Genomic DNA, 24,068 nt, shown 5'->3' on the forward strand with positions numbered 1-24,068 from the left:
GGGCCCGCGCCGGGGACGCCGTGGCTGCGGTGGTGCCCGGAACCGGACTTGAACCGGTACGCCCGCGAGGGGCAGCGAGGTTTAAGCTCGCCGTGTCTGCATTCCACCATCCGGGCAGGCCATGGGCTCCGCGCTGAGTTTCCGACCCTATCGGGAGGCACTCTCCCGGCAGCGGACAGGCGGACCGATGTTGTCTTATTTTATTGATGTCTGAGGGGGCATCAGCACGCGGGAGCGGCCATTGGCACTTGCCAACAGCCTCGCGCGCGACGAAGGACCGCGTATGCGGAATGACGGAATTTCACCGTCTGAACAGGGGGCTCCACCTGTTATGGGGTGCGCTCGCGCCACGGGGGCGGTGCTCTCCTCCCGACGGCCGGCTCAGGGGCGGGGGTCCTCCCCAGGTATGACACGGCGGGGCGGGGTCCGTCCCGAGTCGCCCCCCGGAACCGGAACAGCGGCTGACTTCACGGGCCGGATCGGGGGAGACGATGGAACAGTCCCCGAACACGCCGTCCGTCAGGAGCACTCACCCGTGACCACCTCTTCCATCGCCGGCCAGGCCACCGCCGTGGCCGCGCGCGCCGCGGAGCTGTCGAAGGTCTACGGACAGGGCGAGACCCAGGTGGTCGCCCTCGACCGGGTCAGCGTCGACTTCGCGCGGGCCGAGTTCACCGCGATCATGGGCCCCTCCGGGTCCGGCAAGTCCACGCTGATGCACTGCGTGGCGGGTCTGGACACCTTCTCCTCGGGTTCGGTGCGCATCGGCGACACGGAGCTGGGCTCCCTGAAGGACAAGCAGCTCACCAAGTTGCGCCGGGACAAGATCGGTTTCATCTTCCAGGCGTTCAACCTGCTGCCGACGCTGACCGCGCTGGAGAACATCACGCTCCCCATGGACATCGCGGGCCGCAAGCCGGACAAGCGGTGGCTGGACTCGGTGATCGACATGGTCGGGCTCTCCGGACGGCTCGGCCACCGGCCCGCGCAGCTGTCCGGCGGCCAGCAGCAGCGCGTCGCCGTCGCGCGGGCGCTGGCCTCCCAGCCGGAGATCATCTTCGGCGACGAGCCCACCGGCAACCTCGACTCGCGCTCCGGCGCCGAGGTGCTGGGCTTCCTGCGCAACTCCGTACGGCAGCTCGGCCAGACCGTGGTGATGGTCACCCACGACCCGGTGGCCGCGGCGTACGCGGACCGGGTGGTGTTCCTCGCGGACGGCCGGATCGTGGACGAGGTGTACGGGCCGACGGCGGACACGGTCCTGGACCGGATGAAGCAGTTCGACGCCAAGGGCCGCACCAGCTGACCCGGCGGCTCCCGCACCAGCTGACCCGGCGGCTCCCGCCCCCGCCGCCCCCGCCGCCCCCGCCCCCACCGGCTGCCGCGCCGGCCCCTGCCCGCCGCCCGCCGCACCTCGTACCCCTGGACTGAGACAACCCATGTTCCGCACCGCCTTGCGCAATGTCTTCGCGCACAAGGCCCGGCTCCTCATGACCGTGCTCGCCGTGCTGCTCGGCGTCGCCTTCGTGTCGGGGACCCTGGTCTTCACCAACACCATCTCCGACGCCTACCAGCACAGCTCCGCCAAGGGCTTCGACCATGTCGACGTCGCCGTGCGGGCCGCGTACCAGGAGGGCGAGGGCGACCGGGTCGGCACGACGCCCGAGCTGACCCAGGCGCTCCTCGACCGGTCGGCCCGGGTCCCGGGGGCGGCCTCCGCCATCGGTGTCGTCGGCGGCTACACCGCCATCGCCGGCAAGGACGGCAAGCTCGTCGGCGGCGACTTCCGCTCCGAGGGCGGCAATTACTGGGGCACCGCGGACCCCCGGTACCCGCTCACCGCGGGCGCCGCCCCGCACGGCCCGGGCCAGGTGCTCATCGACTCCGACACCGCCCGGCGCGCCGGGTACAAGGTCGGCGACACCGTGCGCCTGTCCGTCGACGGCCCGGTCCTCACCCCCACCGTCAGCGGCATCTTCACCACCGACGACGGCAATGTCGCCGCCGGCGGCAGCCTCGCCCTGTTCGACACGGCCAGCGCGCAGAAGCTGTTCGGCAAGCCGGGCGCGTACGACGAGATCGACGTGAAGGCGAAGCCGGGCACCGGCCAGGCCGCGCTGAAGGCGCAGCTGGACGCGGCGCTGCCCAAGGGGAAGACCGAGACCACCACCGGCCAGAAGATGGCCGACGACCAGGCGCGGGTGATCTCCTCGTCGATGAGCGGCCTGCAGCAAGTCCTGCTGGCCTTCGCCGCGATCGCGCTGTTCGTCGGCACGTTCATCATCGCCAACACCTTCACCATGCTGGTCGCCCAGCGCACCAAGGAACTCGCGCTGCTGCGCGCGGTCGGCGCCTCCCGCCGGCAGGTCACCCGGTCGGTGCTGATCGAGGCGTTCGTGGTGGGCGCGGTGGCCGCCGTGACCGGCCTGCTGGCCGGTATCGGCATCGGCGCCGGACTGCGGTCGCTGCTGTCGGCGTTCGGGGCGAAGGTGCCCGACGGGCCGCTGGTCATCACGCCGGGCACGGTCGTCGCCGCGCTCGCGGTCGGCGTCCTGGTGACCGTGCTGGCCGCCTGGCTGCCCGGCCGCCGGGCCGCGAAGATCCCGCCGGTGGCGGCGATGAGCAGCCTGCACGCCAAGGCCACCACCAAGTCGCTGGTGCTGCGCAACACCCTGGGCGCGCTGTTCTCGGGGGCCGGTATCGCGGCGGTCCTCGCGGCCACCTCGATGGACGCCGACGCCGCCAAGGCCCCCATGGGACTGGGCGCGGTGCTGCTGATCATCGGCGTGTTCATCCTGACCCCGCTGCTCTCCCGCCCGCTGATCGGGGCCGCCTCCCCCGTCCTGCGCCTGTTCGGCGTCTCCGGCAAGCTGGCCCGGCAGAACTCGGTGCGCAATCCGCGCCGTACGGCGGCCACCGCGTCCGCGCTGATGATCGGACTGGCCCTGATCACCGGCATGACGGTGACGGCGGGCAGCCTCCAGCACGCGATCGACAAGATGGCCTCGTCCGCGATCCGCGCCGACTACGTGGTGTCCATGGGCAACGACAAGGGCCTCTCCCCCGACGTCGACAAGAAGCTGCGGTCCGCCGAGGGCGTCACCGCCGTCAGCCCGCTGCGCAACGCGCCCTCCCGGATCGGCGGCGAGAGCGAGTATGTGACCGGCGTCGACGGCGCCGCGATCGGCAAGCTGACCGACCTGTCCGTGAAGAACGGTTCCTTCACCGTGGGCGGCGGGAAGGCCGTGGTGGACGAGCGGACCGCCGAGGAACACCACTGGACGGCCGGGTCCGGCTTCACCGCCGCCTTCGAGGACGGCGGCAAGCAGCGGTTCACGGTCGCCGGAATCTACCAGGGCAACGAGATGATCCGCGGGATCATGATCGACAACTCCGTGCTGACCCCGCACCTGAGCGACCCGCGGGACATGCAGGTCATGGTGAAGACCGCCGGCGGCCCCTCCGAGGCCACCAAGGACAGGCTGGCCGAGGTGCTCGGCTCCAACCCGGCGATCCGCATCCAGGACAAGAAGGACATCTCCGATGGCATCGCGCAGATGTTCACGCTGATGCTGAACATGCTCTACGGCCTGCTCGCCATGGCGGTGATCGTCGCGGTCCTCGGGGTCATCAACACCCTGGCGATGTCGGTGTTCGAGCGGTCCCAGGAGATCGGCATGCTCCGCGCCATCGGCCTGGACCGCAAGGCCGTCAAGCGGATGGTCCGCCTGGAGTCGCTGGTGATCTCCCTGTTCGGCGGGGTCCTCGGCATCGGCCTTGGCGTCTTCTTCGGCTGGGCGGCCGGTGAGCTGATCGGCGCCAAGATGCCGACCTACGCGCTGGTCCTGCCCTGGGGCCGGATCGTGGTCTTCCTGCTCCTCGCGGCAGTGGTCGGCGTCCTGGCGGCGCTGTGGCCGGCCCGGCGCGCGGCCCGCCTGAACATGCTGGCGGCCATCAAGTCGGAGTAGCGTCACCGCTGCCGAAGAGGGCTGCCGAAGGGGCCCGTTCCATGGCTGGAACGGGCCCCTTCCGGCATCCGCCGACGGCGGTCACGGCCGCGGCGCCCCCCACGTACGGGCGCGCAGCGGCATCCCCGAGTCACCGGATTCGGGGGTCTTCACGGCGAGCACCTGGTTGACGCCGATCCGGTTGCGTTCGAAGGCCAGCGCGGAGGCCGCCATGTACAGCTGCCACACCCGGGCGCGGCCGGGGCTGGTGAGCCGCACCGCGCGCGGCCACCCGGCCTCCAGGTTGGCGACCCAGCGGCGCAGGGTGAGCGCGTAGTGCTCGCGCAGCGACTCCACGTCGCGCACCTCGAAACCGGCGCGCTCCAGCTGGGTCACGGTGGTGCCGAGGGGGGCGAGTTCGCCGTCCGGGAAGACATAGGCGTCGATGAACTCGTCCACGTGGTACGCCGACTCGTCGCGCTGCGGGCGGCGGCCGATCTGGTGGTTCAGGAGGCGTCCGCCGGGCTTGAGCAGGGCGTGCAGATCGCTCGCGTACTCCAGGTAGCGGGCGGCGCCGACGTGTTCGGCCATGCCGATGGAGGAGATGGCGTCGTACGGCCCGTCGGTGACGTCCCGGTAGTCCTGGACGCGGATCTCCACCCGGTCGGTCAGACCCTCGTCGGCGACGCGCTTCCTGGCGTACGCGGCCTGTTCCTGGGAGAGGGTGACGCCGACGACGCTCGCGCCGTGCTCGCGGGCGGCGTGGATGGCCATCGAGCCCCAGCCGCAGCCGACGTCGAGCAGGCGCCGGCCGGGCGACAGGTCCAGCTTGCGGGCGACGAGTTCGAGCTTGTCGTGCTGGGCCTGTTCGAGGGTGGCGGCGGGTTCGGGGGCCGGCCAGTAGGCGCAGGAGTACACCATGGACGGGCCGAGGACGAGTTCGTAGAAGTCGTTGCCGACGTCGTAGTGGTGGCTGATGGCCCGCTTGTCGGAGCGTCTGGTGTGCAGGTGGCCGGGGCGGCGGACCTCCTCGGGAGGCGGGGCGGGCGGCAGCGGGGGGCCGCCCAGCTTCACCAGGCCGGCCACCGCGGCCCGGACCTCCGGGTCGCGCAGCCTGCGGGCGAGGCCGCGGGTGTCGTCCTGATCGCGCTCCCAGATCAGGCCGGAGAGCAGGCCCAGGGCGGTGTACAGATCGCCCTCGACGGTCAGGTCCCCGGCCACCCAGGCGCGGGCCAGGCCCAGTTCGCCGGGTTTGAACAGCAGCCGGCGCAGGGCGCGGCGGTTGCGTACGACCAGGGTCGGCGCCCCGGGCGGCCCGGCCTCGGTACCGTCCCAGGCGCGGATCCGCACCGGCAGGGGGGATCCGAGGAGCTGTTCGAGGAGTCTGGTGAGCCGCAACGCGGCGTCGGGCATGGCGCACACCTCCGTGACGACGAACGCCGGAATGTCATCCACCATGTGAACACCGGGCGGCCCCCCGCGCAGTCCCGCAAGCGGGTTACGACTGGGCAAAGCAGTTGCAGTGACCACCTACCGGCGGGAGGGCGCTCCCGCGGGGCCCCGGACACGCCGAAGGGGCCGCCCGCACCACGGATGGCGGGCGGCCCCTTCGGGCTGTTCGGTGACGCGTCGCCGCGCCGGCCGGAGGGTCGGGAGGTCAGGAGGCCTTGGCCTTCTCCTCGGTCTTCGGGGCGGCGGCGAGAGGGGCCGGCTTGGCGGCCTCGTAGAACTCCTCGCGCGGGTTCTCCATGGCGCCCAGGGAGACGACCTCGCGCTTGAGGAACATGCCGAGGGTCCAGTCGGCGAAGACGCGGATCTTGCGGTTGAAGGTCGGCATCGCCATGCCGTGGTAGCCGCGGTGCATGTACCAGGCGAGCCGGCCCTTGAGCTTGATCTTCATCTTGCCCATGACGATCATCGCGACGCCCTTGTGCAGGCCGAGGCCCGCGACCGCGCCCTTGTTGGCGTGGCTGTACTCCTTCTGCGGGAAGCCCCGCATGCCGGAGACCACGTTGTCGCCGAGGACGCGGGCCTGGCGCAGCGCGTGCTGGGCGTTCGGCGGGCACCAGGCGTTCTCGTTGCCGGCCTTGCGGCCGACGAGGTCGGGCACCTGGGCGTTGTCGCCGGCGGCCCAGATGTAGTCGGTGCCCTGCACCTGGAGGGTCGGCGCGCAGTCGACGTGGCCGCGCGGGCCGAGGGGCAGGCCGAAGCGGGACAGCACCGGGTTGGGCTTGACGCCCGCCGTCCACACGATGGTGCTGGAGTCGACCTCCAGGCCGTTCTTCAGCACCACGTGGCCGTCGACGCAGGAGTCCATCGAGGTGGAGAGGTAGATCTCCACGCCGCGGCTCTCCAGGTGCTCCTTGCCGTACTGGCCGAGCTTGGGGCCGACCTCGGGGAGGATCTTGTCGGCGGCGTCGACGAGGATGAACCGCATGTCCTCGCGGGAGACGTTGGTGTAGTACTTGGCCGCGTCCCGGGCCATGTCCTCGACCTCGCCGATGGTCTCCGCGCCGGCGAAACCGCCGCCGACGAAGACGAAGGTGAGCGCCTTGCGGCGGATCTCCTCGTCGGTGGTGGAGTCGGCCTTGTCGAGCTGTTCGAGGACGTGGTTGCGCAGGCCGATGGACTCCTCGATGCCCTTCATGCCGATGCCCTGCTCGGCGAGGCCGGGGATCGGGAAGGTGCGGGAGACCGCGCCCATCGCGATGACCAGGTAGTCGAAGGGCAGCTCGTACGCCTCGCCCACCAGCGGGGCGATCGTGGCGACCTTGCGGTCCTGGTCGATGGTGGTGACCCGGCCGGTGAGGACCTCCGCCTTGGGGAGCACGCGTCGCAGCGGGACGACGACGTGTCGCGGGGAGATGTTGCCGGCGGCGGCTTCGGGGAGGAAGGGCTGGTAGGTCATGTACGACCGGGGGTCGACGACCGTGACGGTCGCCTCTCCGTAGCGCATCTTCTTGAGGATGCGCCGAGCTGCGTACAGGCCTACGTACCCACCGCCTACTACGAGGATCCTGGGACGCTCCGTGGTGCTCATGGCATCGAGTATCCACCCGTCCCAGGGGGGTGGCTCGTGCGCCCCTTCACAAGGTTCGCAAGGGGTCGTGCTACACTCCGCCGCCCACGTGACGCAGGTCATGGTGGCGGAAGGGAACCGGCGTCCGGTTCCGGCCGTTGTCAAGGCCGCGTGAGCTGCCGCTTGGCCGTCCGCCCGGTCCCGCGGGAGGGACCTTCGCCCCCTTGGCCCACCCCCGCCTCCGCGCTCCCCTGAGCACCCCTGGAAGCCCGTTGAGCCCCCCGAACGGCCCAGGAAGGGCCCCCGGAGGCCCCGCCCGGCCGAATTCCTTGTGAAGAACTTCACGAAGTTTTCCGACGAGACGTCACCCGGCCGCCCGGGACCCCCGACCCGGGGCCGCTCATACGCTATCCGACCTGCTCAGCCGAAGCTACTAGTGAGTAGGGAAAGGGCGCCGAGGGCACCCGGAGGCCGGGCAGCGAGGCCTGTGTACACAAGAACGAGTACACTGATCTCATGACTGAGCACACCGTGACCGCCCGGGATGCCCGCGCACACCTCGCCGACCACATCAACCGGGCCGAGGAAGGCGTCCCGACCGTCATCACGCGCAACGGCGCTCCGGTGGCGGCCGTGGTCCCGATCGCGGACTTCGAAGCCCTGGAGAAAGCGGCCGACGTCATGCTGGCGCGCGAAGCCGAAGCAGTCCTGGCCGAGGGTGGCCCCACAGTGACGATGGCGGAACTTCTGGCAGACCTGTTCACCGAGCGGGACGGCGAGGCGGCGTGAAGTACGCCTTCCGGTTCACCACGGCGGCGCAGCGGCAGCTCCGGGCCATCAGCCGGCCCGACGCCATGCGCATCCTGACCGCGCTGACCGCGCTCGGTGACGACCCGTACCGCGACGACGCCGACGTCAAGAAGCTCACCGGCCCGTCCGGGCTCTACCGGCTCCGGGTCGGAAGCTACCGGGTCGCCTACCAGATCAACGATGGTGAACTCGTCATCCTCGTCGTCAAGGTGGGCGACCGGCGCGACGTGTACCGCACCCTGTAGGCGGTCAGGCCAAGGACCACGCAATGCCGTCGAGGATGTCGTGCTCACTGACGACGATCTCCTCGGCGCCGATCCGCTCCATGATCGCCAGCAGCACCAGGCAGCCCGCGCCGATCACGTCGACCCGCCCCGGGTGCAGCGACGGGATCGCCGCGCGCTCGGCGTGCGTGGAGCGCAGCAGCCGCTCGGTGATCTCGCGGACCCGCTCGCGGGAGACACGGGAGTGGTGGATGGCCGCCGAGTCGTACTCCGGCAGCTCCTGCGCGATCGCCGACACGCTCGTCACCGACCCGGCCAGGCCCACCAGCGTGCGCGCCTCGCGCAGCGGGACCGTCTCCTCGGCGAGGTCGAGGGCCGCCTCGACATCGGCCCTTATCGCCGCGATCTCCTGCTCGGCGGGCGGGTCGCTCACCGCCCCGTCCGTCACCAGATGACGCTCGGTCATCCGCACGCAGCCCACGTCCACCGAGCGGGCCGCGCGCACCCGGTCGTCGCCGACGACGAACTCGGTGGAGCCGCCGCCGATGTCCACCACCAGGAACGGCGTGGCGAGATCCGTCCGCCCGGCCAGTTCCCTGGTCGCACCCGTGAACGAGAACTCCGCCTCCTGGTCGCCGGAGATCACCTCGGGTTCGACGCCCAGGATGTCCACCACCCCGCGCACGAACTCGTCCCGGTTCTCGGCGTCCCGGGAGGCCGAGGTGGCCACGAAACGCACCCGCTCGGCGCCGTGCTCCTCGATGATCCGCGCGTACTCACGGCAGGCCGCGAAGGTGCGCTCCAGCGCCTCGGGGGCGAGCCGGCCGGTACGGTCGACGCCCTGGCCGAGCCGCACGATCGTCATGCGCCGGTCCAGGTCGACCAGTTCACCGGTTCGCGGATTCGCGTCCGCGACCAGCAGGCGGATGGAGTTCGTACCGCAGTCGACGGCCGCGACCCGGGTCATCGGACCTCCTCCGCGCATCCCGCGCGGTCCTCGGGCACCGTCACGCACGGCCCCTTGCGCCACCACTCGGGCAGCATCGCGATCGCCTCGTCGCCCAGCGGGTTGACCCCCGGCCCGGCGGCCAGCGAGTGGGCGACCAGGACGTGCAGGCACTTGACCCGGTCCGGCATGCCGCCCGCGCTCGGGAAGCCGGTCAGCTCCTCGATCTCGTCGCGGCGCCGGACGTAGTCCTCGTGCGCGGCCCGGTAGGCCGCCGCCAGCTCCGGATCGGTGGCCAGCCGGTCGGTCATCTCCTTCATCACGCCGTCGGCCTCCAGCGTGCCGATGGCCGAGTTGGCGCGCGGGCACGTCAGGTAGTACAGCGTCGGGAAGGGGGTGCCGTCGGGCAGCCGGGGGGCCGTCTCCACGACGTCCGGCTGTCCGCACGGGCAGCGGTGCGCGATCGCGCGCAGCCCGCGCGGCGGCCGGCCGAGCTGCTCCCGGAAGGCCGCGACGTCCGCGTCGGTGGGTTCGGTGCGCGGGGTGGGCGGCGGAGGGGTGTCCATTCCTGTCTTTCTGTCCGTGCGTTCAGTGGCCGGCGTCGGACTTGTCGACCCCGTACCAGACGTTGGTGTACCAGGGGCGGCGGGCCGTCCCCTGCTCGGCGCGGGACTGCCGGGCCGCGCCCGGGTCGGCCACGGTGTACCCGGTCTCCCCGGGCAGCACGTAGTGCAGCCGCTGCCGGATCTGCTGCGCGGCGTACGCGTCGTCCTGCCAGCGCGCCTTGAGGTCGCGCAGCTGCTCGACCCGCTGCTGCTCCTGCTGCTTCTGCCGCTTCAGGTCGGCGATGTCGGCGCGCTGGGAGACGTACTGCCGCATCGGGTAGGCCAGGGCGACCACCAGCGAGCAGACGACGAGCGCGAGCAGCGCGGCGCGGCCGGTGAGCCGGGAGCGGCGGGCCTGCCGCCGGGTCTGCGAGCGGTAGACACGGGCCGCGGTCTGCTCGCCGAGCAGCCTGAGCCTGGTCGCGGTGGAGAACCGGTCCCGGTCCCTCACGGCCATCGTCCCCGCCTTTCGTTCGTGCCCGCTCACACGTGCGTACGTCCCCGGACACGGTACGGGACCGGGTCCGGGGACGTACGTACGACTGGCTGAGCCTTGACTCTTTGCGGGTCAGCCCTGGCGGCTGGTCAGCCCTTGTAGCGCGGGAAGGCGCTGCGGCCGGCGTAGACCGCGGCGTCGTCGAGGATCTCCTCGATGCGCAGCAGCTGGTTGTACTTGGCGACGCGCTCGGAGCGGGCCGGGGCGCCGGTCTTGATCTGGCCGCAGTTGGTGGCGACGGCCAGGTCGGCGATGGTGACGTCCTCGGTCTCGCCGGAGCGGTGGGACATCATGCACTTGAAGCCGTTGCGCTGGGCCAGCTCGACGGCGTCCAGGGTCTCGGTGAGCGAACCGATCTGGTTCACCTTCACCAGCAGGGCGTTGGCGGTGCCCTCCTCGATGCCGCGGGCCAGGCGCTCGGGGTTGGTGACGAACAGGTCGTCGCCGACGATCTGGACCTTCTCGCCGAGGCGGTCGGTGAGGATCTTCCAGCCCGCCCAGTCGTCCTCGAACAGCGGGTCCTCGATGGAGACCAGCGGGTAGGCCGCGACCAGCTCCTCGTAGTACTCCGTCATCTCGGTGGCGGAGCGCTCCTTGCCCTCGAAGAGGTAGGCGCCGTCCTTGTAGAACTCGGAGGCGGCGACGTCGAGGGCGAGGGCGATCTGCTCGCCGGGGGTGTAGCCGGCTTCCTTGACCGCTTCCAGGATCAGGTCCAGGGCCTCGCGGTTGGAGCCGAGGTTCGGCGCGAAGCCGCCCTCGTCGCCCAGGCCGGTGGCCAGGCCCTTGTTCTTCAGGACCTTCTTGAGGGTGTGGTAGACCTCGGCACCCCAGCGCAGCGCCTCGGAGAAGGACTCCGCGCCGATCGGGGCGATCATGAACTCCTGGATGTCCACGTTGGAGTCCGCGTGCGAGCCGCCGTTGAGGATGTTCATCATCGGCACCGGCAGCAGGTGCGCGTTGGGGCCGCCCAGGTAGCGGAAGAGCGGCAGGTCGCTGGCCTCGGAGGCGGCGTGCGCGACGGCGAGGGAGACGCCCAGGATGGCGTTGGCGCCGAGCGAGCCCTTGTTGTCGGTGGCGTCCAGGTCGAACATGGCCTGGTCGATCAGGCGCTGCTCGGTGGCGTCGTAGCCGACCAGCTCCGGGCCGATCTGCTCGATGACGGCGAGGACGGCCTTCTCGACACCCTTGCCCTGGTAGCGGTTGGGGTCCCCGTCGCGCAGCTCGATGGCCTCGAAGGCGCCGGTGGAGGCGCCGGACGGGACGGCGGCACGACCCGTGCTGCCGTCGTCGAGGCCGACCTCGACCTCGACCGTGGGGTTGCCTCGGGAGTCCAGGATTTCCCGGGCTACGACGACGTCGATGGACGGCACGAGCATCTCCTTCTTGGATGTGACGCTGGAAGTGCGGGGCGGCGCGCCTTGCGGCGGTGCCTTGCGACTAGAGCCTAACCGTCCCGGGGCGCCGCTCGGCCGACCGACCGTCCCGTGGACAGGGTGACGGTACACATTGTTCCTTCACGGAACAAAGGGGGCTGACGACAGAGCCCCGCCCCGGCGCGTACGGGGGATGACGCACCGGGGCGGGGAGCCCGTGGGGACGGGGGCGGGCCTGTGGCCGCCGCTCGCTTACTTCAGGTGCAGCTGCTGGCCCGGGTAGATGAGGTCGGCGTCGTCGACGACGTCCTTGTTCAGCTGGAACAGCTTCTCCCAGTCGCCCTGGACGTGGTGGGCGGCGGCGATGGAGCTGAGGGTGTCGCCGGTGACGACCTTGTACTCGCCGTCGCCCTTCTTGACCTTCTTGCCGGTCGGGGTGGTGACGGTCTTCTTCGGGGCCGGACGCGTCTCGGAGCGGTTCGCGGCCTGCTCGTCGGTCGAGCGGGTCGAGGTGCTGCTCTTGGAGCTGCTGGAGCTGCTGCTCGACGAGGACGACGAGGAGGAGGACGAAGAAGAAGAGGAGGACGAGGACGACGACGAGGAGCTGCTGCTGCCGCCGCTGTAGCCGCCGCTGGTCAGGTTCTTGCCGCAGACCGGCCAGGCGCCCTTGCCCTGGCCCGCGAGCACCTTCTCGGCGACGGAGATCTGCTGCGACTTGCTCGCCAGGTCGGCGCGCGGGGCGTAGGCGGTGCCGCCGTACGCGGCCCAGGTGGAGTTGGTGAACTGCACCCCGCCGTAGAAGCCGTTGCCGGTGTTGATGGACCAGTTGCCGCCGGACTCGCACTGGGCGACGGCGTCCCACTGGGACTCGGTGGCGGCGGAGGCGTTGCCGGCCGCCATCAGCGGGCCGGCGACGGCGACGCCGGTGACACCGGCGAGTGCGATGGCACGGGTGGCCTTGGACGGACGACGGTGCTTGCCCTTGCCGGAAAACAGCATGGAAGGATCCCCTCACCGACGCCTGCGAGGTGAGCTGTCGGGTTCGGGCCGGTTGAGTTGCCCGGCCGTGCCTTCGTGCGGCACGGCTTCACCCCCAGCCGCTCCGGATCGTCTCCGGCGCGGCACTTACCTTGGGTCCCCCGCTCCTGCCTACGGCGCTTGACGCGACGACTGTTCCCGTACGGCCGCTGGCAGGATTCGGCGTTGCGGCAGCCGGGGCTCGCGGTGACGAGCGGTCATGACCGTAGACAGGTGATCGGCCGGATTTCAAAGACGATCAGGGCTTCTGAGACTCATCCCACACTTTCACCGAATAGGACATTCGGCGCGAAGTATGACGCGAACTCCCGCTACTTTGGGGCGTTTTCAGTGGGGACATCCAGGCTCTGACCGGCGACGATGTGGTCCGGGTCGGCACCGACCACACCCTTGTTGGCGCCGTACAGCGCGTGCCACCCGCCGTGGAGGTCAAGGGAGTCGGCGATGGACGTCAGAGAGTCCCCGGTGCGGACGGTGTAGGAGTCGGCCGCCGTGGTCTGTTCGCCGACGGCGTGCCGGCCGCCCGCGGCGTCCGTACGGCCGTCCGCGGGGCTCTCGTCGGCACTGGTGCCGCGATGCCGTCCGCCGCTGAGCGCGCCGGTGTCCACGAGGGCCGAAGTGCCCACGATCTGAGCCGGGTTGGCGGGGTCGCCCGCGCGCCCCTGGCCGCCGCCGGACCCGGTGCCCACCGGAGAGGAGGGGTCGGCCGATCCGGGGGTGGAGGACGTGCCGGGCGTGGTGGAGTCGCCCGTTCCGGCGGGCGGCGTGACGGGCTTGCCGGTGGGTCCGGCCGGTGTGCCGGTCCCGTGGGAGGGGCCGGCGGGGGAACCGGCCGAGGGGCCGCCCGCGCCGGGAGAGCCGGACGGACTTCCGGACGTACCGGATGAATCGCCCGTGTCCTGGGGCGAGTCGGACAGGCCGGGATCACCGGACGGATCGGTCGAATCCGACCCGCCGGAGCCGGAGCCGCCCGAGGAGGCGGGCGTGCCGGACGCGTCAGTCTTCCCGGGCGCCCGCGAGGAGCCGGACGTGCCCGACGAGCCGCCGGACGCGCCGGAGTTCGCGCCCGGGTCGCCGCCCACCCCGGTGTCGACGTCCGCCTTGCCGGACTTCTTGGTGAGCCCGGAGAGCGGCCCGCAGGTGGGCCAGGCGCCCGGGCCGCGGTCGGCGAGTATCTTCTCGGCCACGGCTATCTGCTGCGAGCGGCTGGCCCGGTCGGGGCTGGAGGCGTACTGGAGTCCGCCGTACGTCTCCCAGTCGTCCTGGGTCAGCAGCAGGCCGCCGGAGTAGCCGTTGCCGTTGTCGGTGCTCCAGGAGCCGCCGGTCTCGCACTGGGCCACCTTGTCCCAGGTGGTGCCGTCCGCCGCGCTCGCGCCACTGGCGGCGACCAGCGGGATGGCGATGGCGGTGCCGGTCACTCCCGCGGCGACGAGGAGGGCCGGGGCCTGGCGGGGGCGACGGTGACGACCGTTCCCGGAGAGCATGCGGTGACCTTTCGCGCGACGACGGTGACCGCGCGGCGGATGGTGCCGGTCGCCGCGCTGATGCGTGAACGTAGCGGGTGGCGATCACTTGTCACAAGTTCATGCCGTCGGGATCACATGAAGATCACATAGTTGACTGTTCGTCATCTTCGGCCGCGTCAGGGCTGGTGCTCCGGCCCATTTCCGGCCTATTTCCGGCCCTTTTTCGGCCCTTTTCCGGTCGCGGTCCCGCTCACGGGGCCGGGGTGAAACGGACCGGCAGGGTCCGCAGCCCGCGCATGATGAGCCCGCCGCGCCAGCGCAAGTCCGCCGGTTCCGCGTCGAGTTCGAGGTCGGGCAGCCGGGTGAGCAGGGTGGCGAGCGCGGTCTGCCCCTCCAGCCGGGCGAGCGGGGCGCCCAGGCAGTAGTGGATGCCGTGCCCGTACCCCAGGTGCTGGTTGTCGCGGCGGGCGAGGTCGAGGACGTCCGGGCCGGCGAACCGCTCCGGGTCCCGGTCGGCGGCGGCGAGCACGACGAGCACCGGATCGCCCGCGGCGATGTGCTGCCCGCCCAGGGCGAGCGGCCGGGTGGCGAACCGCCAGGTGGCCAGCTCCACCGGCCCGTCGTAGCGCAGCAGCTCCTCCACGCCGGTCTCCAGCAGCCCCCGCTCCCCGGCCGCCAGGGACCGCTGCAGCCGGTGGCGCTGGCCGGGGTGGGTGAGCAGGGCGTACGTGCCGTTGCCGATGAGGTTGACGGTGGTCTCGAAGCCGGCGAAGAGGAGGATGAAGGCCATGGCGGCGGCCTCGTTCTCGGTGAGATGCTCGCCGTGGTCGGAGGCGCGGATGAGACCGGAGATGAGGTCCTCGCCCGGGGCGGGCTCGTCGGTGAGGGCCTCGCGCTTCCGGTGGATCAGCTCGGCCAGGTAGCCGCGCATCTTCTTCACCGACCGGGCGACCCCGCCGCGGGGGCCTCCCCCGTGCCGGATCATCATGCCCGCCCAGTCCCGGAAGTCGTCCTGGTCCTCGCGCGGGACGCCGAGCAGGTCGCAGATGGCGTAGATGGGCAGCGGGAAGGCGAACTCGTGGATGAGGTCGGCGCCGCCGCGTCCGGCGAACCCGTCGATGAGGTCGTCGGCGAGCCGCTGCACGCGCGGGGCGAACTCGGCGACCCGGCGGGGCGTGAACGCCTTGCTGACCAGCCGGCGCAGCCGGGTGTGGTCCGGCGGGTCGATGTTGAGCAGATGCGTCATCAGCTCGGCCTTGCGTTCGCCGGGGATGCCGGTCTTGCCCCTGGCGTGCGCGGGCTCGTCGTGGTGCGCGGGGTTCTTGGACAGCCGGGGGTCGGCCAGGGCCTGCTTGGCGTCGGCGTAGCGGGTGACCAGCCAGGCCTCCACCCCGCTGGGCAGCCGGGTGCGGTGCACGGGGGCGTGCTCGCGCAGCCAGGCGTACGCCGGGTAGGGATCGGCGGCGAATTCCCAGGTGAAGAGAGGGGGCGGGGCGGGGTCGGAGGGCGGGGTGGGTGGCTGGTCGTGCATGGGGGTGACAGTAGCCGCCGGGGGTGGAGGCGGGGACGGAGGTGGGGCTCAGGGAGCCGTGGAACCCTCGGTCTCCCTGATCGCGTCCCGGTAGGCGCGGGCCGCCGCGCGCAGGGCCGTCTCCGGGTCCACGCCCTCGGCCTCGGCGCGGGCGGCCAGGGCCAGGAGTTCGTAGCCGATGCCCTCGCCGCGCGGCAGCGGTACCTCCAGGCCCGCCGTGCGCACCCGGGAGGCGAGCTTCGCGGCGAGGGCCAGGCCGGGCTGGCCGAGCGGGATGCCCTGGGTCACGGAGGTGCGCCGCTTCTCCTCGGCCTTGGTGCGCAGCCAGTGCGCCTTGACCTCCTCGGGGGTCGTGGCGCTCTCCTCGCCGAAGACGTGCGGGTGGCGGTGGATCAGCTTGGCGACGATGCCGCCGGCCACGTCGTCGACGGAGAACGGCTCGTCGGGGTCCTCCTCGGCGATCCGGGCGTGGAAGACGACCTGGAGCAGTACGTCCCCCAGCTCCTCGCGCAGTTCCTCCCGGTCGCCGTCCTCGATCGCCTCGACCAGCTCGTACGCCTCCTCGATGCCGTACTTCACCAGTCCCCGGTGGGTCTGCCGGGAGGACCAGGGGCACTCGGCGCGGATGCGGTCCATGACCTGCACGAGGTCGAGCAGGCGGGCGCCGGGCAGGTCGTAGGAGGCGGGGAGCAGTTCCAGTTCCGGCATGGCGGTGCGGCCGGAGCCGGCGAGGCGGGCCAGGCCGTCGGTCAGGGCGGGCTCGCCCTCGCCGGTCGCCACGACCACGGCGGTACGGCCACCGGCGCAGGCGGCGACCAGTTCCTCGGCACTCGGCGCCGCCTCGGCCACCGCCACGCCCGCCTCCCGCAGGTACGGCAGCTGCGGGTGGGCGCCGTCCGCGCACAGCACCCGGTCGGCCGCGCGCAGCGCCTGCCAGGCGGGCCAGGACAGCAGGCCGGGGGCGACCCGGTGGCTGGTGGTGAGCAGGACGATCCGGCCGGGGGTGCCGGCGGCGTCGGTGGCGTGGGCGGCGGAGGTGTTCACCCTCCGAACGTAACGCAGAGCGCCTCGGGCGCCGTCACCCCGCCCGTCACCGCACCACTGCACCGGCTGCCGCGGCCGCGGCCGTCACACCTTCTGCTGGGTGGCCGCCGCCGAGACGTCCCGCAGCCACGGGGTCCTGGCCGGGACGCCGCCCTTCTGCACGTCCCAGGAGCCGTAGCGCGGGTTGAGGTCGATGCGGAGGGCGGCGGAGGCGGTGGACAGGGCCTTCCAGAACTCGGGCCGGCTGACGTCGGTGTGCAGCTTCGCGGCCAGTTTCTGGGCCTCCACCTGGAGGCGCAGGTTGTCGTCGAGGCGCCGCGGGGGGACGCCGTACTGCTGGAGCCAGGCCGTCTCCAGTGCCTTCGCGCCGCCCGCCTGCTGCTCCAGGCCGGAGCGCAGCTGCTGGGTCTCGCGGGGGGAGACGCTGACGCCCGCGTCCCGGGCGGCTTGGTCCAGGACGCGGTCGAGCACCATCTGGTGCAGGGTGTCCCGGGCGAGCGTGCCGGTGCGGGAGACGGCCTGCTGGTACTGGGTCTCCTCGGTCACCGCGGCCCGCTGGGCCCGGCGCACCTCGTCCACCCGGCCCTGGAGCTGTGCGACGGTGATCCGCTGGCCGCCGACCACGGCGGCGGCGCCGGGATGCGCCTCGCTGCCGCAGGCTGCCAGCAAAGGGGCCGCGGCGATCGCGGCGGACAGGACGAGCGCGGTGCGACGGCGGCGGTGCAAGGGGACCTCCCGTTGGAGATTGCAACGACGGGTGCGGCGCGCAGCGCCTCCACCGGGGGTGGTGGTCGGGCGACGGGCGGGCGCACAAGGTCTTGCGGTGATCGATGGTAGGCAGCGGCCGTGCTCCGGCCAAGCCATTGGACCAACGATTCGCCGCGACTTCGGGCACCGTCGCCTTCCCTGCCCCCCCGGCCCGGTGGCGGGCGGCCGGGTCAGCCGACGATCGCCACCGGCGCGTCCCAGGCGTCGCGGTCGACGGTGAGGGTGTAGCCGCGGCGCGTCTCCTTGCTGTTCACCAGGTACTGGTGGGCGCGGCTGTGGTCGGTGAACTGCGTCTTGCCCCAGGGCCAGTCGGCGGTGGTGGTCTCCTTCTGGTCCCACAGGGCGTACCAGAGGTTGCCGGGCAGGTCGGTCTTGTTGCTCGCGGTGGCGATCGCCTTGGCGCTGGAGCTGCTGAAGCCGTAGAAGCCGGCGCGGTACGTCTGGGCGCGCAGCTGCTTGCCGAAGGCGCGGACGTAGGCGAGTACGGCGTCGTTGCAGGACGTGTCGGTGGTGTCGTACGGCTCCATGTCCAGGTAGACCGCGCTGCCGGCCTTCATGCCGAGCGCGTTCGCCTTGGCCACGGCGTCCTTGGCGTCGGCGGTGCCGAGGGAGGTGGCGTTGGCGGCGGTGAGCTTCTCCGGGTTGGCGCTCTTCTGGCACGGCGGCTGGGCGCCGACGTAGAGCGGGACGAGCTTCCAGCCGAGGGAGTTGACCGACTTCACCCAGGAGGCGGTCAGGTTGGGCTGGGCGCAGCCGCGGTTCTTGCCGCCGATGTAGACGGCCGCGCCGCCGTAGTAGCCGTCGGTGCGCCATGCCTTCATGGCGTTCAGCGAGGGCGCGGTGCAGGTGTCGAAGGCGCGGCCGGTGAAGGTCTTCTGCGCGGGCCAGCTGGTGGCGGCCATCGAGGTCTGGGCCGCTATCCCGCCGCCCGTGACGACGGCGGCGCCGGCCACCGCCCACGTGATGTACCTGCGCTTCTTCGACTGCCGGTGCTCGGCCATCCCCACCCCTTTTTTCTCGGCCCCCTGCTGCGGCGCGCGCATGTCCGGCGCCTGAAGCGGATCGCACGGTATTCGATGCCGGGTCTGCGGTAGGGAAACGGAAACCCTCGTACGTCACATGCTTCCCTCAAGAAACAGTAAAATCGTCCACGGCGTCCATGGCCGGTACCGGAGGTCAGGGTGGACACGCGGGACTTGACGCGCTGTTGGGCATTCCCTGACCTGTGCATGATCTGTGTGCCCGCTGAGCGGCATAAGGTCCGGTGATCATGCACCTTCCGCCCCGCGCCGCCCGTGCCACCCTGGCCGTGCTCGCGCTCCCCCTGTTCCTGACCGCCTGCGGCCCCCTGGGGGACTCCTCGGCCACGTCCTCCTCCTCGGACGTCGCCCCGGCCACCTCCCCGGCGGCCACGTCGAAGGCCCCGGACGCCGGCCTGCCGACCGGCACCCGCCTCAAGCGGGCGCTCGCCCCGGCGTCCTTCTTCCCGCCCGGGTTCGTCTCCGACCCCGGCGCCACGCGGGACACCGGGGACACGTACGCGCAGCCCACCACCAGGAGCGCGGCGAAGCCCGACTGCGGGGCGCTGGAGGGCACGGCCTGGGTCGGGGTCACCGGGATCGGCGGGGTGTCGTTCGCGCAGGGCGACTACGTCGACAAGGCCACGTCCGCGGAGATCGCCCAGGAGATCGACGTGTACCGGGGGACGACGGCGGCGACCGTACTGAAGGACGTGGAGAAGGTCGCGGCCGCGTGCGCGTCCTTCACCGACTCCGACACCCAGTCCCGGGTACGGGCCAGGGGCCGGGCCACGGCGGGGCTCGGTGACGAGGCGTACACCATCACGCTCACCGACAGCTCGTGGGAGAACGGCACCACGCTGATCGCCGTCCGCCGGGGCACCGCCGTGATCACCGTGCTGTCGACGGACGGCCACGACGACGGGGCGGCGACGGCGAAGAAACTGGCGCGGCGGATCACCGGCTCTCTGGTGGCTTAATCTTGCCCCCTGCTTCGTCTCCGCCCGACGGGGCGGACCGTGTGGGGGGTTGAGATGGAAAAGCGCCTGGAGGCCGGCTGGTTCCAGCGGATCGCTTGGGTGGCCCTGGCCTGGCTCTCACTGGGCATGCTGATGTGGGTGCCCTTCCTGTACGTGGCGATCCGCCGGGGACGGGGCTCGGACTGGGGGGCGTTCGTCTCGTTCGCGCTGTACGAGTGCGTGACGGTGGTCTGGATGACCGTCATGCCGGACCAGAGCGACGACGACGCCCTCTTCGGCCTGGTCATCATCGGCTGCATGCTGGTGGCGGCGCTGATGCTGCTGTTCGGCGTCTTCGACCGGCGGACGGCGCGGGCGGCCGGTGGCCGGCCGTACGGGGCACCGCAGGCGCCGGTGCCGGGGCAGCAGCCGTACGGATACCCGTACGGGCGGTAGGGGGCGATGCCTCCGGGCGGTGTCAGGCAGCAGCGGCCAGCTCGCACCAGACGATCTTTCCCCGATTTCCTTCCCGGGCGAGCGGCTGCCACCCCCACAGGTCGGCACACGCCCTGACCAGCGCGAGTCCGCGCCCCTCCTCCAGCTCCGCGACCCGCTCCAGCGCCACGGGCGGCTCCGGCGGCGCGGGGTCCGCGTCCCACGCCCCGATCCGCAGCACGCCCGCCGCCCAGCGCACCCGCAGGGCGGCGGGCCCTTTCGTGTGCCGTACGGCGTTGGAGACCAACTCGGCCGCGAGCAGCTCGGCGACGTCGACGAGCCGGATCAGCCCGTGCATGGTGAGGATCAGCCGGAGGGTGCGGCGACTGATGGTGACGGCGCGGGGGTCGTTGGGGATGTAGAGGGAGTACTCCCAGGGGGTGGGTGGGGTCGTGGCCTCGGCCTCGGCTTGGGCTTGGGCTTGGGTTCCGGTCTCGGTTCCGGTTTCGGGCATGGGTCGACTCCGGTCGTTGCGGGAAGGGTTCGATTCCTTACGACGCCGACGTGGGCGGTGGCATTGCCGCAGCCGTCATGGCAGGACGGAGCGGTGCGCTTCCGGTGCCCCGGGTTTCGCAGGGTGTGCGGCGCGTCACTGACGGTAGACCTTAGAATTAAGAGACGGCAAGGCGATCCCGTAATCTGACCCCCGAACGAGTCACAGCGACAGGCGCGTTGAACCAGGGAGCCGCCGATGGGAACCAAGCGCGAACCCACCGCGCGACAGATGCGACTCGCCGTCGAGCTGCGCAGACTCCGCGAGGCGGCGGGCATGAGTTCCCGCGAAGCGGCGGCGATGCTGGGCGTGAACTCCGTCCAGATCAGTCAGATCGAGTCGGGCGTGTCGGGAGTGAGCGAACAGCGACTGCGCCGGCTTGCCGCGCACTACGCGTGCACGGACGAGGCGCTGGTAGATGCACTCGCGGCGATGGCGACGGATCGGACTCGGGGTTGGTGGACGGAGTACCAGGGGCAGTTGCCCAATTCGTTCCTGGACCTGTCCGAGCTGGAGCACCATGCCAGCTATCGATGGGACGTCGACTTCCTGCACGTCCCAGGCCTCCTCCAGACCGAGGACTACGCACGAGCGCTCTTCGCCCGCCGGATTCCCCAACCGCCGCAGTCGGAAGTCGATCTGCGCGTGCAGCACCGTATGCAACGGCGCGCCATCATCGAGGGCGCCTCCGCCATCCCGTACGAGGCACTCGTGCATGAAGCGGCATTGCGCATCCGGGTCGGGGGCCGCGCTGCCTCGCGGGCTCAGCTGACGCGCATCCTGGAACTCTCGGAAACGAACCGTGTCGCGGTGCGCGTCATCCCCTTCGAGTTGGACGACTTCGCCGACGCGGCTGCCGCCATGGTGTATGCGGGCGGTGCCGTTCCCAGACTGGATACCGTAATGCGCGACGGCCCCCATGCCACGGCGTTCATCGATGCCGAGGCCCAACTTGCTCGCTTCCGAATGCTCTTCCGTAGAGTAAAGGACGTGTCGCTCACCCCCGCGCGATCGCGTGACCTCATCCACAGGCTGGCGAAGGATCTGTGAGGCATCCCGATGACTGTTCCTGACAACTGGCGGAAGTCGTCCTACTCCGGCGGCGGCGACGGAAACGCCTGTGTAGAGATCGCCCACTCGAACACCCACGCCGCCATCCGCGACTCAAAAGCCGCCACCCGGGCCACCCTCACCTTCCCCACCTCGGCGTTCAACGCCTTCGTCAGCGCACTCAAAGACGAGGGCATCCACAAGCAGGAGCCGTGAGGTACCCCATGAACACCTGGCAGAAGTCCTCCCACTCCGGGAGCGGCGACGGAAACGCCTGCGTGGAGATCGCCCACTCGAACACCCACGCCGCCATCCGCGACTCAAAAGCCGCCACCCGGGCCACCCTCACCTTCCCCACCTCGGCGTTCAACGCCTTCGTCAGCGCACTCAAAGACGAGGGCATCCACAAGCAGGAGCCGTGAGGTACCCCATGAACACCTGGCAGAAGTCGTCCTACTCCGGAGGCGGCGAAGGCAACGCCTGCGTAGAGATCGCCCACTCGGCCACCCACGCCGCCGTCCGCGACTCGAAAGCCCCCGGCGGAGCCGTCCTCACCTTCCCGGCCGGGGCCTTCGCCGCCTTTGTGGGGGCCCTCAAGGCGGGGAACGTCTCCGTGCGCTGAGGGCGTCCTGGACGTGCTGAGGGGCGCCGGCTTCCTCACCGGCGGTGCACTCCCGCGCATCCACCAGGACCTCCCCAAAAGAAATGGCCGGGCTCGGAGTCGGGCCGTACCCTGCTGCCGGTGACAAGCGACCCCTGTGAGCCGTCGGATCCCCTTCCCCTCCCCGCCCCCGGACTCCTCTCCCGTACGTATCTGGCGGTCACCGCGAGTTTCGCCTCAGTGATGTTCTTGACCGGGTTCGCAGCGCTGGCGGTGATGCCGTTGCTGCCGGTGGCCGCCCGAGACCTCGACGGAGTCGGTCTCTACCCGCTGGTGGCAGGGGCGTTCGTGGCGGCGAGCCTGCTCGGTGGTGTGCTGGGCGGAACATGGGCCGATCGCGGCGGGGCCCGGCGACCGCTGACAGCCGGGGTGATCCTGACCGTCGCGACGCTCCTCGTCTCCGCCACCAGTACCACCGTCTGGCAACTGGTCCTGGGACGCTTCACCGACGGGATCGCGGCGGGCCTGGTAGCGGTGTCCGTCAACGCGGCCATCGGGCAGTCCTACCCGGAACGCCTGCGCGCCCGCGCTCTGTCCCTCATGAGTGCGTGCTGGATCGTGCCGTCACTGACCGGCCCCCCGCTCGCCGGCTTCGTGGCCGCGTCGTGGTCATGGCGAGCGGTGTTCTTCGGCGTCGCCGGGCTCACCCTGATCCCTGCCGCGGCCGCTGTGCTGCTCCTTCGCGGACGAGCGGCACAGCCGGGAGCAACGCAGGAACCTGGAGGTCCCCACGCACCTGGGCGGCGGCCCGCCCTGCCCGCCGCAGTGGCAGTGAGCGTGGCCGCGGCTCTCACCCAGTACGGCGTTTCCACCTGGAACGCATGGCACGCGGTGTGCGCGTCGGTCGGTGTAGTGGTGCTGATGACGTTCACCCCGAGACTGCTGCCCCCGCACACCTGGCGAGCCGGGGGCGGATTGCCCGCTACGGTGCTCCTGCGGGCGCTGACCTCGGGCGCGTTCTTCACGCTGGAAGCCTTCGTCCCCCTGATGCTCAGCACGGCCCGGCATGTGCCAGGCGTTGTCACAGGGTTCGCGTTCACCGGGGCGGCACTGGCCTGGGCCGGAGCCTCCTGGATGCAAGGCCGCCTGCAGAACCGGGTGGCGCGGCACCGGCTGGTCGCCATCGGAGCCGGAATCATGGCAGCCGCGGTGGCGGTGGCGGCACTGTGCACCATACCGGCGGTGCCCCCGGCCGCGGCGGTGTCCTCGATGGCGATGGCCGCCTTCGGCATGGGGCTCGCGACGCCGTCACTCACACTGCTGTCGCTCGCGCACACTTCGGCCGACCGGCAGGGCTACGCGAGCGGTGCGATGCAGACCTCGCAGAACCTCGGCCAGACCCTGGTCCTGGCCGTGGCATCGGCCCTGTTCACGGCACTCTCATCGGCGTCGACGAACCGGCTCCCGGCATTCGCCGGAGCATTCGCGCTCCTGATCCTTCCCATTGCGGGTGCCGCCTGCCTGGCAGGCCGGACGCGCGTCACGGATGCGGGCCCGCACGATGCCCCGGAACTGCCCGTCGCCGCGGCGGAAGGACAGCTACGGTAGACCGATGCCACCGACGCCGCACCGTGCCGCGCTCCTCGTCATCGACATGCAGCACAAGATGAGGCCCATCATGCACCGCCCCGACCAGACCGTCACAACCATCGCGGGGCTCAACTCTCGGGCGCGTGCCGCGAACGTTCCCGTCATCACGGTTCAGCAGCGAGGGTGCGGCGATGCCTTGCCCGGACTGGCGCCGCGGAACGGAGAGCCGGTGGTGACGAAGACCTGTGCGGACGCCTTCCTGGACACCGATCTCGACGAGACGCTGATCCGGCTCGGCGTGACCGAGGTCCTGGTCACCGGGTTTGCCACCGAGAACTGCGTGGAGACGACCGCCCGCCAGGTCCTCAGCCACGGCTACGACCTGGTGCTGGTGGCGGACGGGCACACCACATCGGTCCGCTCCCTGCCAACGGACTTCGCCCCTGCGGACCAGTCGATCGCCCATCACAACGAGATCTACCGGCACATCGACTTTCCTGCCCGCAGTGTGCGGGTTCTGCCTGCCACAGAGATTGACTTCATGGCGCGGAAGCCGGAAGAGCCCGAGGGGTAGGACTGGGGACGTTCGCCACC

At 71.3% G+C, this 24,068-nt stretch carries 25 protein-coding genes, 1 tRNA gene and 1 riboswitch; of the genes, 12 read left to right on the plus strand and 14 right to left on the minus strand.

From position 1 onward, the window contains the following. Positions 1-30 precede the first annotated feature (30 nt). Positions 31-116, minus strand: a tRNA-Leu gene (locus ABZ858_RS03660). 419 nt (positions 117-535) lie between these two features. On the opposite strand from ABZ858_RS03660, the gene ABZ858_RS03665 reads away from it, so the two are divergent. Beyond that, the gene (locus ABZ858_RS03665) at positions 536-1,306 is read left to right on the plus strand and encodes an ABC transporter ATP-binding protein (RefSeq protein WP_361372160.1); all 771 of its coding nucleotides are present in this window, start codon (positions 536-538) and stop codon (positions 1,304-1,306) included. A 133-nt stretch (positions 1,307-1,439) separates the two neighbouring features. Continuing rightward, on the plus strand, positions 1,440-3,968 hold the full coding sequence (locus tag ABZ858_RS03670; RefSeq protein WP_361372163.1) for an FtsX-like permease family protein: 2,529 nt from the start codon (positions 1,440-1,442) through the stop codon (positions 3,966-3,968). An 81-nt stretch (positions 3,969-4,049) separates the two neighbouring features. Here the strand turns inward: ABZ858_RS03670 and ABZ858_RS03675 are convergent, their stop codons facing one another. Together ABZ858_RS03675 and ABZ858_RS03680 are read right to left on the minus strand one after the other, a co-directional pair. Then, the gene (locus ABZ858_RS03675) at positions 4,050-5,360 is read right to left on the minus strand and encodes a cyclopropane-fatty-acyl-phospholipid synthase family protein (protein ID WP_361372926.1); all 1,311 of its coding nucleotides are present in this window, start codon (positions 5,358-5,360) and stop codon (positions 4,050-4,052) included. Between the two features lie 244 nt (positions 5,361-5,604). Continuing rightward, complete coding sequence (locus tag ABZ858_RS03680; protein WP_361372167.1) at positions 5,605-6,987, minus strand: NAD(P)/FAD-dependent oxidoreductase; 1,383 nt, start codon at positions 6,985-6,987, stop codon at positions 5,605-5,607. A gap of 495 nt (positions 6,988-7,482) precedes the next feature. On the opposite strand from ABZ858_RS03680, the gene ABZ858_RS03685 reads away from it, so the two are divergent. Continuing rightward, entirely contained in the window at positions 7,483-7,755 is a 273-nt protein-coding gene (locus ABZ858_RS03685) for a type II toxin-antitoxin system Phd/YefM family antitoxin (protein ID WP_361372170.1), read from the plus strand. Further along, positions 7,752-8,021, plus strand: coding sequence for a type II toxin-antitoxin system RelE/ParE family toxin (locus ABZ858_RS03690; RefSeq protein ID WP_361372173.1), 270 nt, complete (start codon positions 7,752-7,754; stop codon positions 8,019-8,021). The genes ABZ858_RS03685 and ABZ858_RS03690 overlap by 4 nt, the downstream gene beginning before the upstream one ends. A 4-nt stretch (positions 8,022-8,025) precedes the next feature. Here the strand turns inward: ABZ858_RS03690 and ABZ858_RS03695 are convergent, their stop codons facing one another. The 10 genes from ABZ858_RS03695 to ABZ858_RS03740 form a co-directional block, all read right to left on the minus strand. Beyond that, the gene (locus ABZ858_RS03695; RefSeq protein WP_361372177.1) at positions 8,026-8,967 is read right to left on the minus strand and encodes a Ppx/GppA phosphatase family protein; all 942 of its coding nucleotides are present in this window, start codon (positions 8,965-8,967) and stop codon (positions 8,026-8,028) included. Then, complete coding sequence (locus ABZ858_RS03700) at positions 8,964-9,512, minus strand: DUF501 domain-containing protein (RefSeq protein ID WP_361372180.1); 549 nt, start codon at positions 9,510-9,512, stop codon at positions 8,964-8,966. Before ABZ858_RS03700 ends, ABZ858_RS03695 begins: the two co-directional genes overlap by 4 nt. Positions 9,513-9,534: 22 nt before the next feature. Further along, complete coding sequence (locus ABZ858_RS03705; RefSeq protein ID WP_361372183.1) at positions 9,535-10,008, minus strand: septum formation initiator family protein; 474 nt, start codon at positions 10,006-10,008, stop codon at positions 9,535-9,537. Positions 10,009-10,136: 128 nt separating this feature from the next. Continuing rightward, positions 10,137-11,417 (minus strand): phosphopyruvate hydratase, encoded by a 1,281-nt coding sequence (gene eno, locus ABZ858_RS03710; RefSeq protein ID WP_361372187.1) that lies wholly within the window; start codon positions 11,415-11,417, stop codon positions 10,137-10,139. 255 nt (positions 11,418-11,672) lie between these two features. After that, positions 11,673-12,419 (minus strand): transglycosylase family protein, encoded by a 747-nt coding sequence (locus ABZ858_RS03715; protein ID WP_361372189.1) that lies wholly within the window; start codon positions 12,417-12,419, stop codon positions 11,673-11,675. 4 nt (positions 12,420-12,423) lie between these two features. Continuing rightward, positions 12,424-12,587: riboswitch (cyclic di-AMP (ydaO/yuaA leader) on the minus strand. Positions 12,588-12,769: 182 nt separating this feature from the next. Next, positions 12,770-13,942 carry a transglycosylase family protein gene (locus ABZ858_RS03720; protein ID WP_361372193.1) on the minus strand — a complete coding sequence of 391 codons (1,173 nt, stop codon included), beginning with the start codon at positions 13,940-13,942 and terminating at the stop codon, positions 12,770-12,772. Between the two features lie 232 nt (positions 13,943-14,174). Next, a complete protein-coding gene (locus ABZ858_RS03725) occupies positions 14,175-15,455 on the minus strand; it encodes a cytochrome P450 (protein WP_361372196.1) in 1,281 nt (426 codons plus the stop codon). A gap of 48 nt (positions 15,456-15,503) precedes the next feature. Beyond that, positions 15,504-16,499: a nucleoside triphosphate pyrophosphohydrolase gene (locus ABZ858_RS03730; protein ID WP_361372199.1), complete on the minus strand. Its 996-nt coding sequence runs from the start codon at positions 16,497-16,499 to the stop codon at positions 15,504-15,506. 84 nt (positions 16,500-16,583) lie between these two features. Further along, the gene (locus ABZ858_RS03735; RefSeq protein ID WP_361372202.1) at positions 16,584-17,225 is read right to left on the minus strand and encodes a SurA N-terminal domain-containing protein; all 642 of its coding nucleotides are present in this window, start codon (positions 17,223-17,225) and stop codon (positions 16,584-16,586) included. A 212-nt stretch (positions 17,226-17,437) separates the two neighbouring features. After that, positions 17,438-18,268 carry a glycoside hydrolase domain-containing protein gene (locus ABZ858_RS03740; RefSeq protein WP_361372206.1) on the minus strand — a complete coding sequence of 277 codons (831 nt, stop codon included), beginning with the start codon at positions 18,266-18,268 and terminating at the stop codon, positions 17,438-17,440. Between the two features lie 269 nt (positions 18,269-18,537). Here ABZ858_RS03740 and ABZ858_RS03745 point away from each other — a divergent pair, with 269 nt between their 5' ends. Next, positions 18,538-19,266, plus strand: a complete 729-nt coding sequence (locus ABZ858_RS03745) for a hypothetical protein (RefSeq protein ID WP_361372209.1) — start codon at positions 18,538-18,540, stop codon at positions 19,264-19,266. Positions 19,267-19,320: 54 nt separating this feature from the next. After that, positions 19,321-19,701 carry a hypothetical protein gene (locus ABZ858_RS03750; RefSeq protein WP_361372212.1) on the plus strand — a complete coding sequence of 127 codons (381 nt, stop codon included), beginning with the start codon at positions 19,321-19,323 and terminating at the stop codon, positions 19,699-19,701. 22 nt (positions 19,702-19,723) lie between these two features. Here the strand turns inward: ABZ858_RS03750 and ABZ858_RS03755 are convergent, their stop codons facing one another. Further along, positions 19,724-20,194, minus strand: a complete 471-nt coding sequence (locus ABZ858_RS03755) for an ATP-binding protein (protein ID WP_361372215.1) — start codon at positions 20,192-20,194, stop codon at positions 19,724-19,726. A 237-nt stretch (positions 20,195-20,431) separates the two neighbouring features. Here ABZ858_RS03755 and ABZ858_RS03760 point away from each other — a divergent pair, with 237 nt between their 5' ends. From ABZ858_RS03760 to ABZ858_RS03785, 6 genes are all read left to right on the plus strand, one after another. Beyond that, positions 20,432-21,283: a helix-turn-helix transcriptional regulator gene (locus tag ABZ858_RS03760; RefSeq protein ID WP_361372218.1), complete on the plus strand. Its 852-nt coding sequence runs from the start codon at positions 20,432-20,434 to the stop codon at positions 21,281-21,283. 9 nt (positions 21,284-21,292) lie between these two features. Then, on the plus strand, positions 21,293-21,499 hold the full coding sequence (locus ABZ858_RS03765; RefSeq protein WP_361372221.1) for a DUF397 domain-containing protein: 207 nt from the start codon (positions 21,293-21,295) through the stop codon (positions 21,497-21,499). A gap of 8 nt (positions 21,500-21,507) precedes the next feature. Next, complete coding sequence (locus tag ABZ858_RS03770) at positions 21,508-21,705, plus strand: DUF397 domain-containing protein (RefSeq protein WP_361372224.1); 198 nt, start codon at positions 21,508-21,510, stop codon at positions 21,703-21,705. 8 nt (positions 21,706-21,713) lie between these two features. Beyond that, on the plus strand, positions 21,714-21,905 hold the full coding sequence (locus ABZ858_RS03775; RefSeq protein ID WP_361372228.1) for a DUF397 domain-containing protein: 192 nt from the start codon (positions 21,714-21,716) through the stop codon (positions 21,903-21,905). A 222-nt stretch (positions 21,906-22,127) separates the two neighbouring features. Further along, positions 22,128-23,492, plus strand: a complete 1,365-nt coding sequence (locus ABZ858_RS03780; RefSeq protein WP_361372928.1) for an MFS transporter — start codon at positions 22,128-22,130, stop codon at positions 23,490-23,492. A 4-nt stretch (positions 23,493-23,496) separates the two neighbouring features. Beyond that, positions 23,497-24,048, plus strand: a complete 552-nt coding sequence (locus ABZ858_RS03785; RefSeq protein WP_361372231.1) for an isochorismatase family protein — start codon at positions 23,497-23,499, stop codon at positions 24,046-24,048. The last annotated feature ends 20 nt before the right edge of the window (positions 24,049-24,068 follow it).

This window comes from Streptomyces sp. NPDC047017 (assembly GCF_040644175.1).
In the GTDB taxonomy this organism is placed as follows: Bacteria; Actinomycetota; Actinomycetes; order Streptomycetales; family Streptomycetaceae; genus Streptomyces.

Coding starts and splice junctions, on each gene's coding strand:
- ABZ858_RS03670 (WP_361372163.1), top strand. CDS start 1,440: ATGTTCCGCACCGCCTTGCGCAATGTCTTCGCGCACAAGGCCCGGCTC.
- ABZ858_RS03675 (WP_361372926.1), bottom strand. CDS start 5,360: ATGCCCGACGCCGCGTTGCGGCTCACCAGACTCCTCGAACAGCTCCTC.
- ABZ858_RS03680 (WP_361372167.1), bottom strand. CDS start 6,987: ATGAGCACCACGGAGCGTCCCAGGATCCTCGTAGTAGGCGGTGGGTAC.
- ABZ858_RS03685 (WP_361372170.1), top strand. CDS start 7,483: ATGACTGAGCACACCGTGACCGCCCGGGATGCCCGCGCACACCTCGCC.
- ABZ858_RS03695 (WP_361372177.1), bottom strand. CDS start 8,967: ATGACCCGGGTCGCGGCCGTCGACTGCGGTACGAACTCCATCCGCCTG.
- ABZ858_RS03700 (WP_361372180.1), bottom strand. CDS start 9,512: ATGGACACCCCTCCGCCGCCCACCCCGCGCACCGAACCCACCGACGCG.
- ABZ858_RS03705 (WP_361372183.1), bottom strand. CDS start 10,008: ATGGCCGTGAGGGACCGGGACCGGTTCTCCACCGCGACCAGGCTCAGG.
- ABZ858_RS03715 (WP_361372189.1), bottom strand. CDS start 12,419: ATGCTGTTTTCCGGCAAGGGCAAGCACCGTCGTCCGTCCAAGGCCACC.
- ABZ858_RS03720 (WP_361372193.1), bottom strand. CDS start 13,942: ATGCTCTCCGGGAACGGTCGTCACCGTCGCCCCCGCCAGGCCCCGGCC.
- ABZ858_RS03725 (WP_361372196.1), bottom strand. CDS start 15,455: ATGCACGACCAGCCACCCACCCCGCCCTCCGACCCCGCCCCGCCCCCT.
- ABZ858_RS03740 (WP_361372206.1), bottom strand. CDS start 18,268: ATGGCCGAGCACCGGCAGTCGAAGAAGCGCAGGTACATCACGTGGGCG.
- ABZ858_RS03745 (WP_361372209.1), top strand. CDS start 18,538: ATGCACCTTCCGCCCCGCGCCGCCCGTGCCACCCTGGCCGTGCTCGCG.
- ABZ858_RS03750 (WP_361372212.1), top strand. CDS start 19,321: ATGGAAAAGCGCCTGGAGGCCGGCTGGTTCCAGCGGATCGCTTGGGTG.
- ABZ858_RS03755 (WP_361372215.1), bottom strand. CDS start 20,194: ATGCCCGAAACCGGAACCGAGACCGGAACCCAAGCCCAAGCCCAAGCC.
- ABZ858_RS03760 (WP_361372218.1), top strand. CDS start 20,432: ATGGGAACCAAGCGCGAACCCACCGCGCGACAGATGCGACTCGCCGTC.
- ABZ858_RS03765 (WP_361372221.1), top strand. CDS start 21,293: ATGACTGTTCCTGACAACTGGCGGAAGTCGTCCTACTCCGGCGGCGGC.
- ABZ858_RS03770 (WP_361372224.1), top strand. CDS start 21,508: ATGAACACCTGGCAGAAGTCCTCCCACTCCGGGAGCGGCGACGGAAAC.
- ABZ858_RS03775 (WP_361372228.1), top strand. CDS start 21,714: ATGAACACCTGGCAGAAGTCGTCCTACTCCGGAGGCGGCGAAGGCAAC.
- ABZ858_RS03780 (WP_361372928.1), top strand. CDS start 22,128: ATGTTCTTGACCGGGTTCGCAGCGCTGGCGGTGATGCCGTTGCTGCCG.
- ABZ858_RS03785 (WP_361372231.1), top strand. CDS start 23,497: ATGCCACCGACGCCGCACCGTGCCGCGCTCCTCGTCATCGACATGCAG.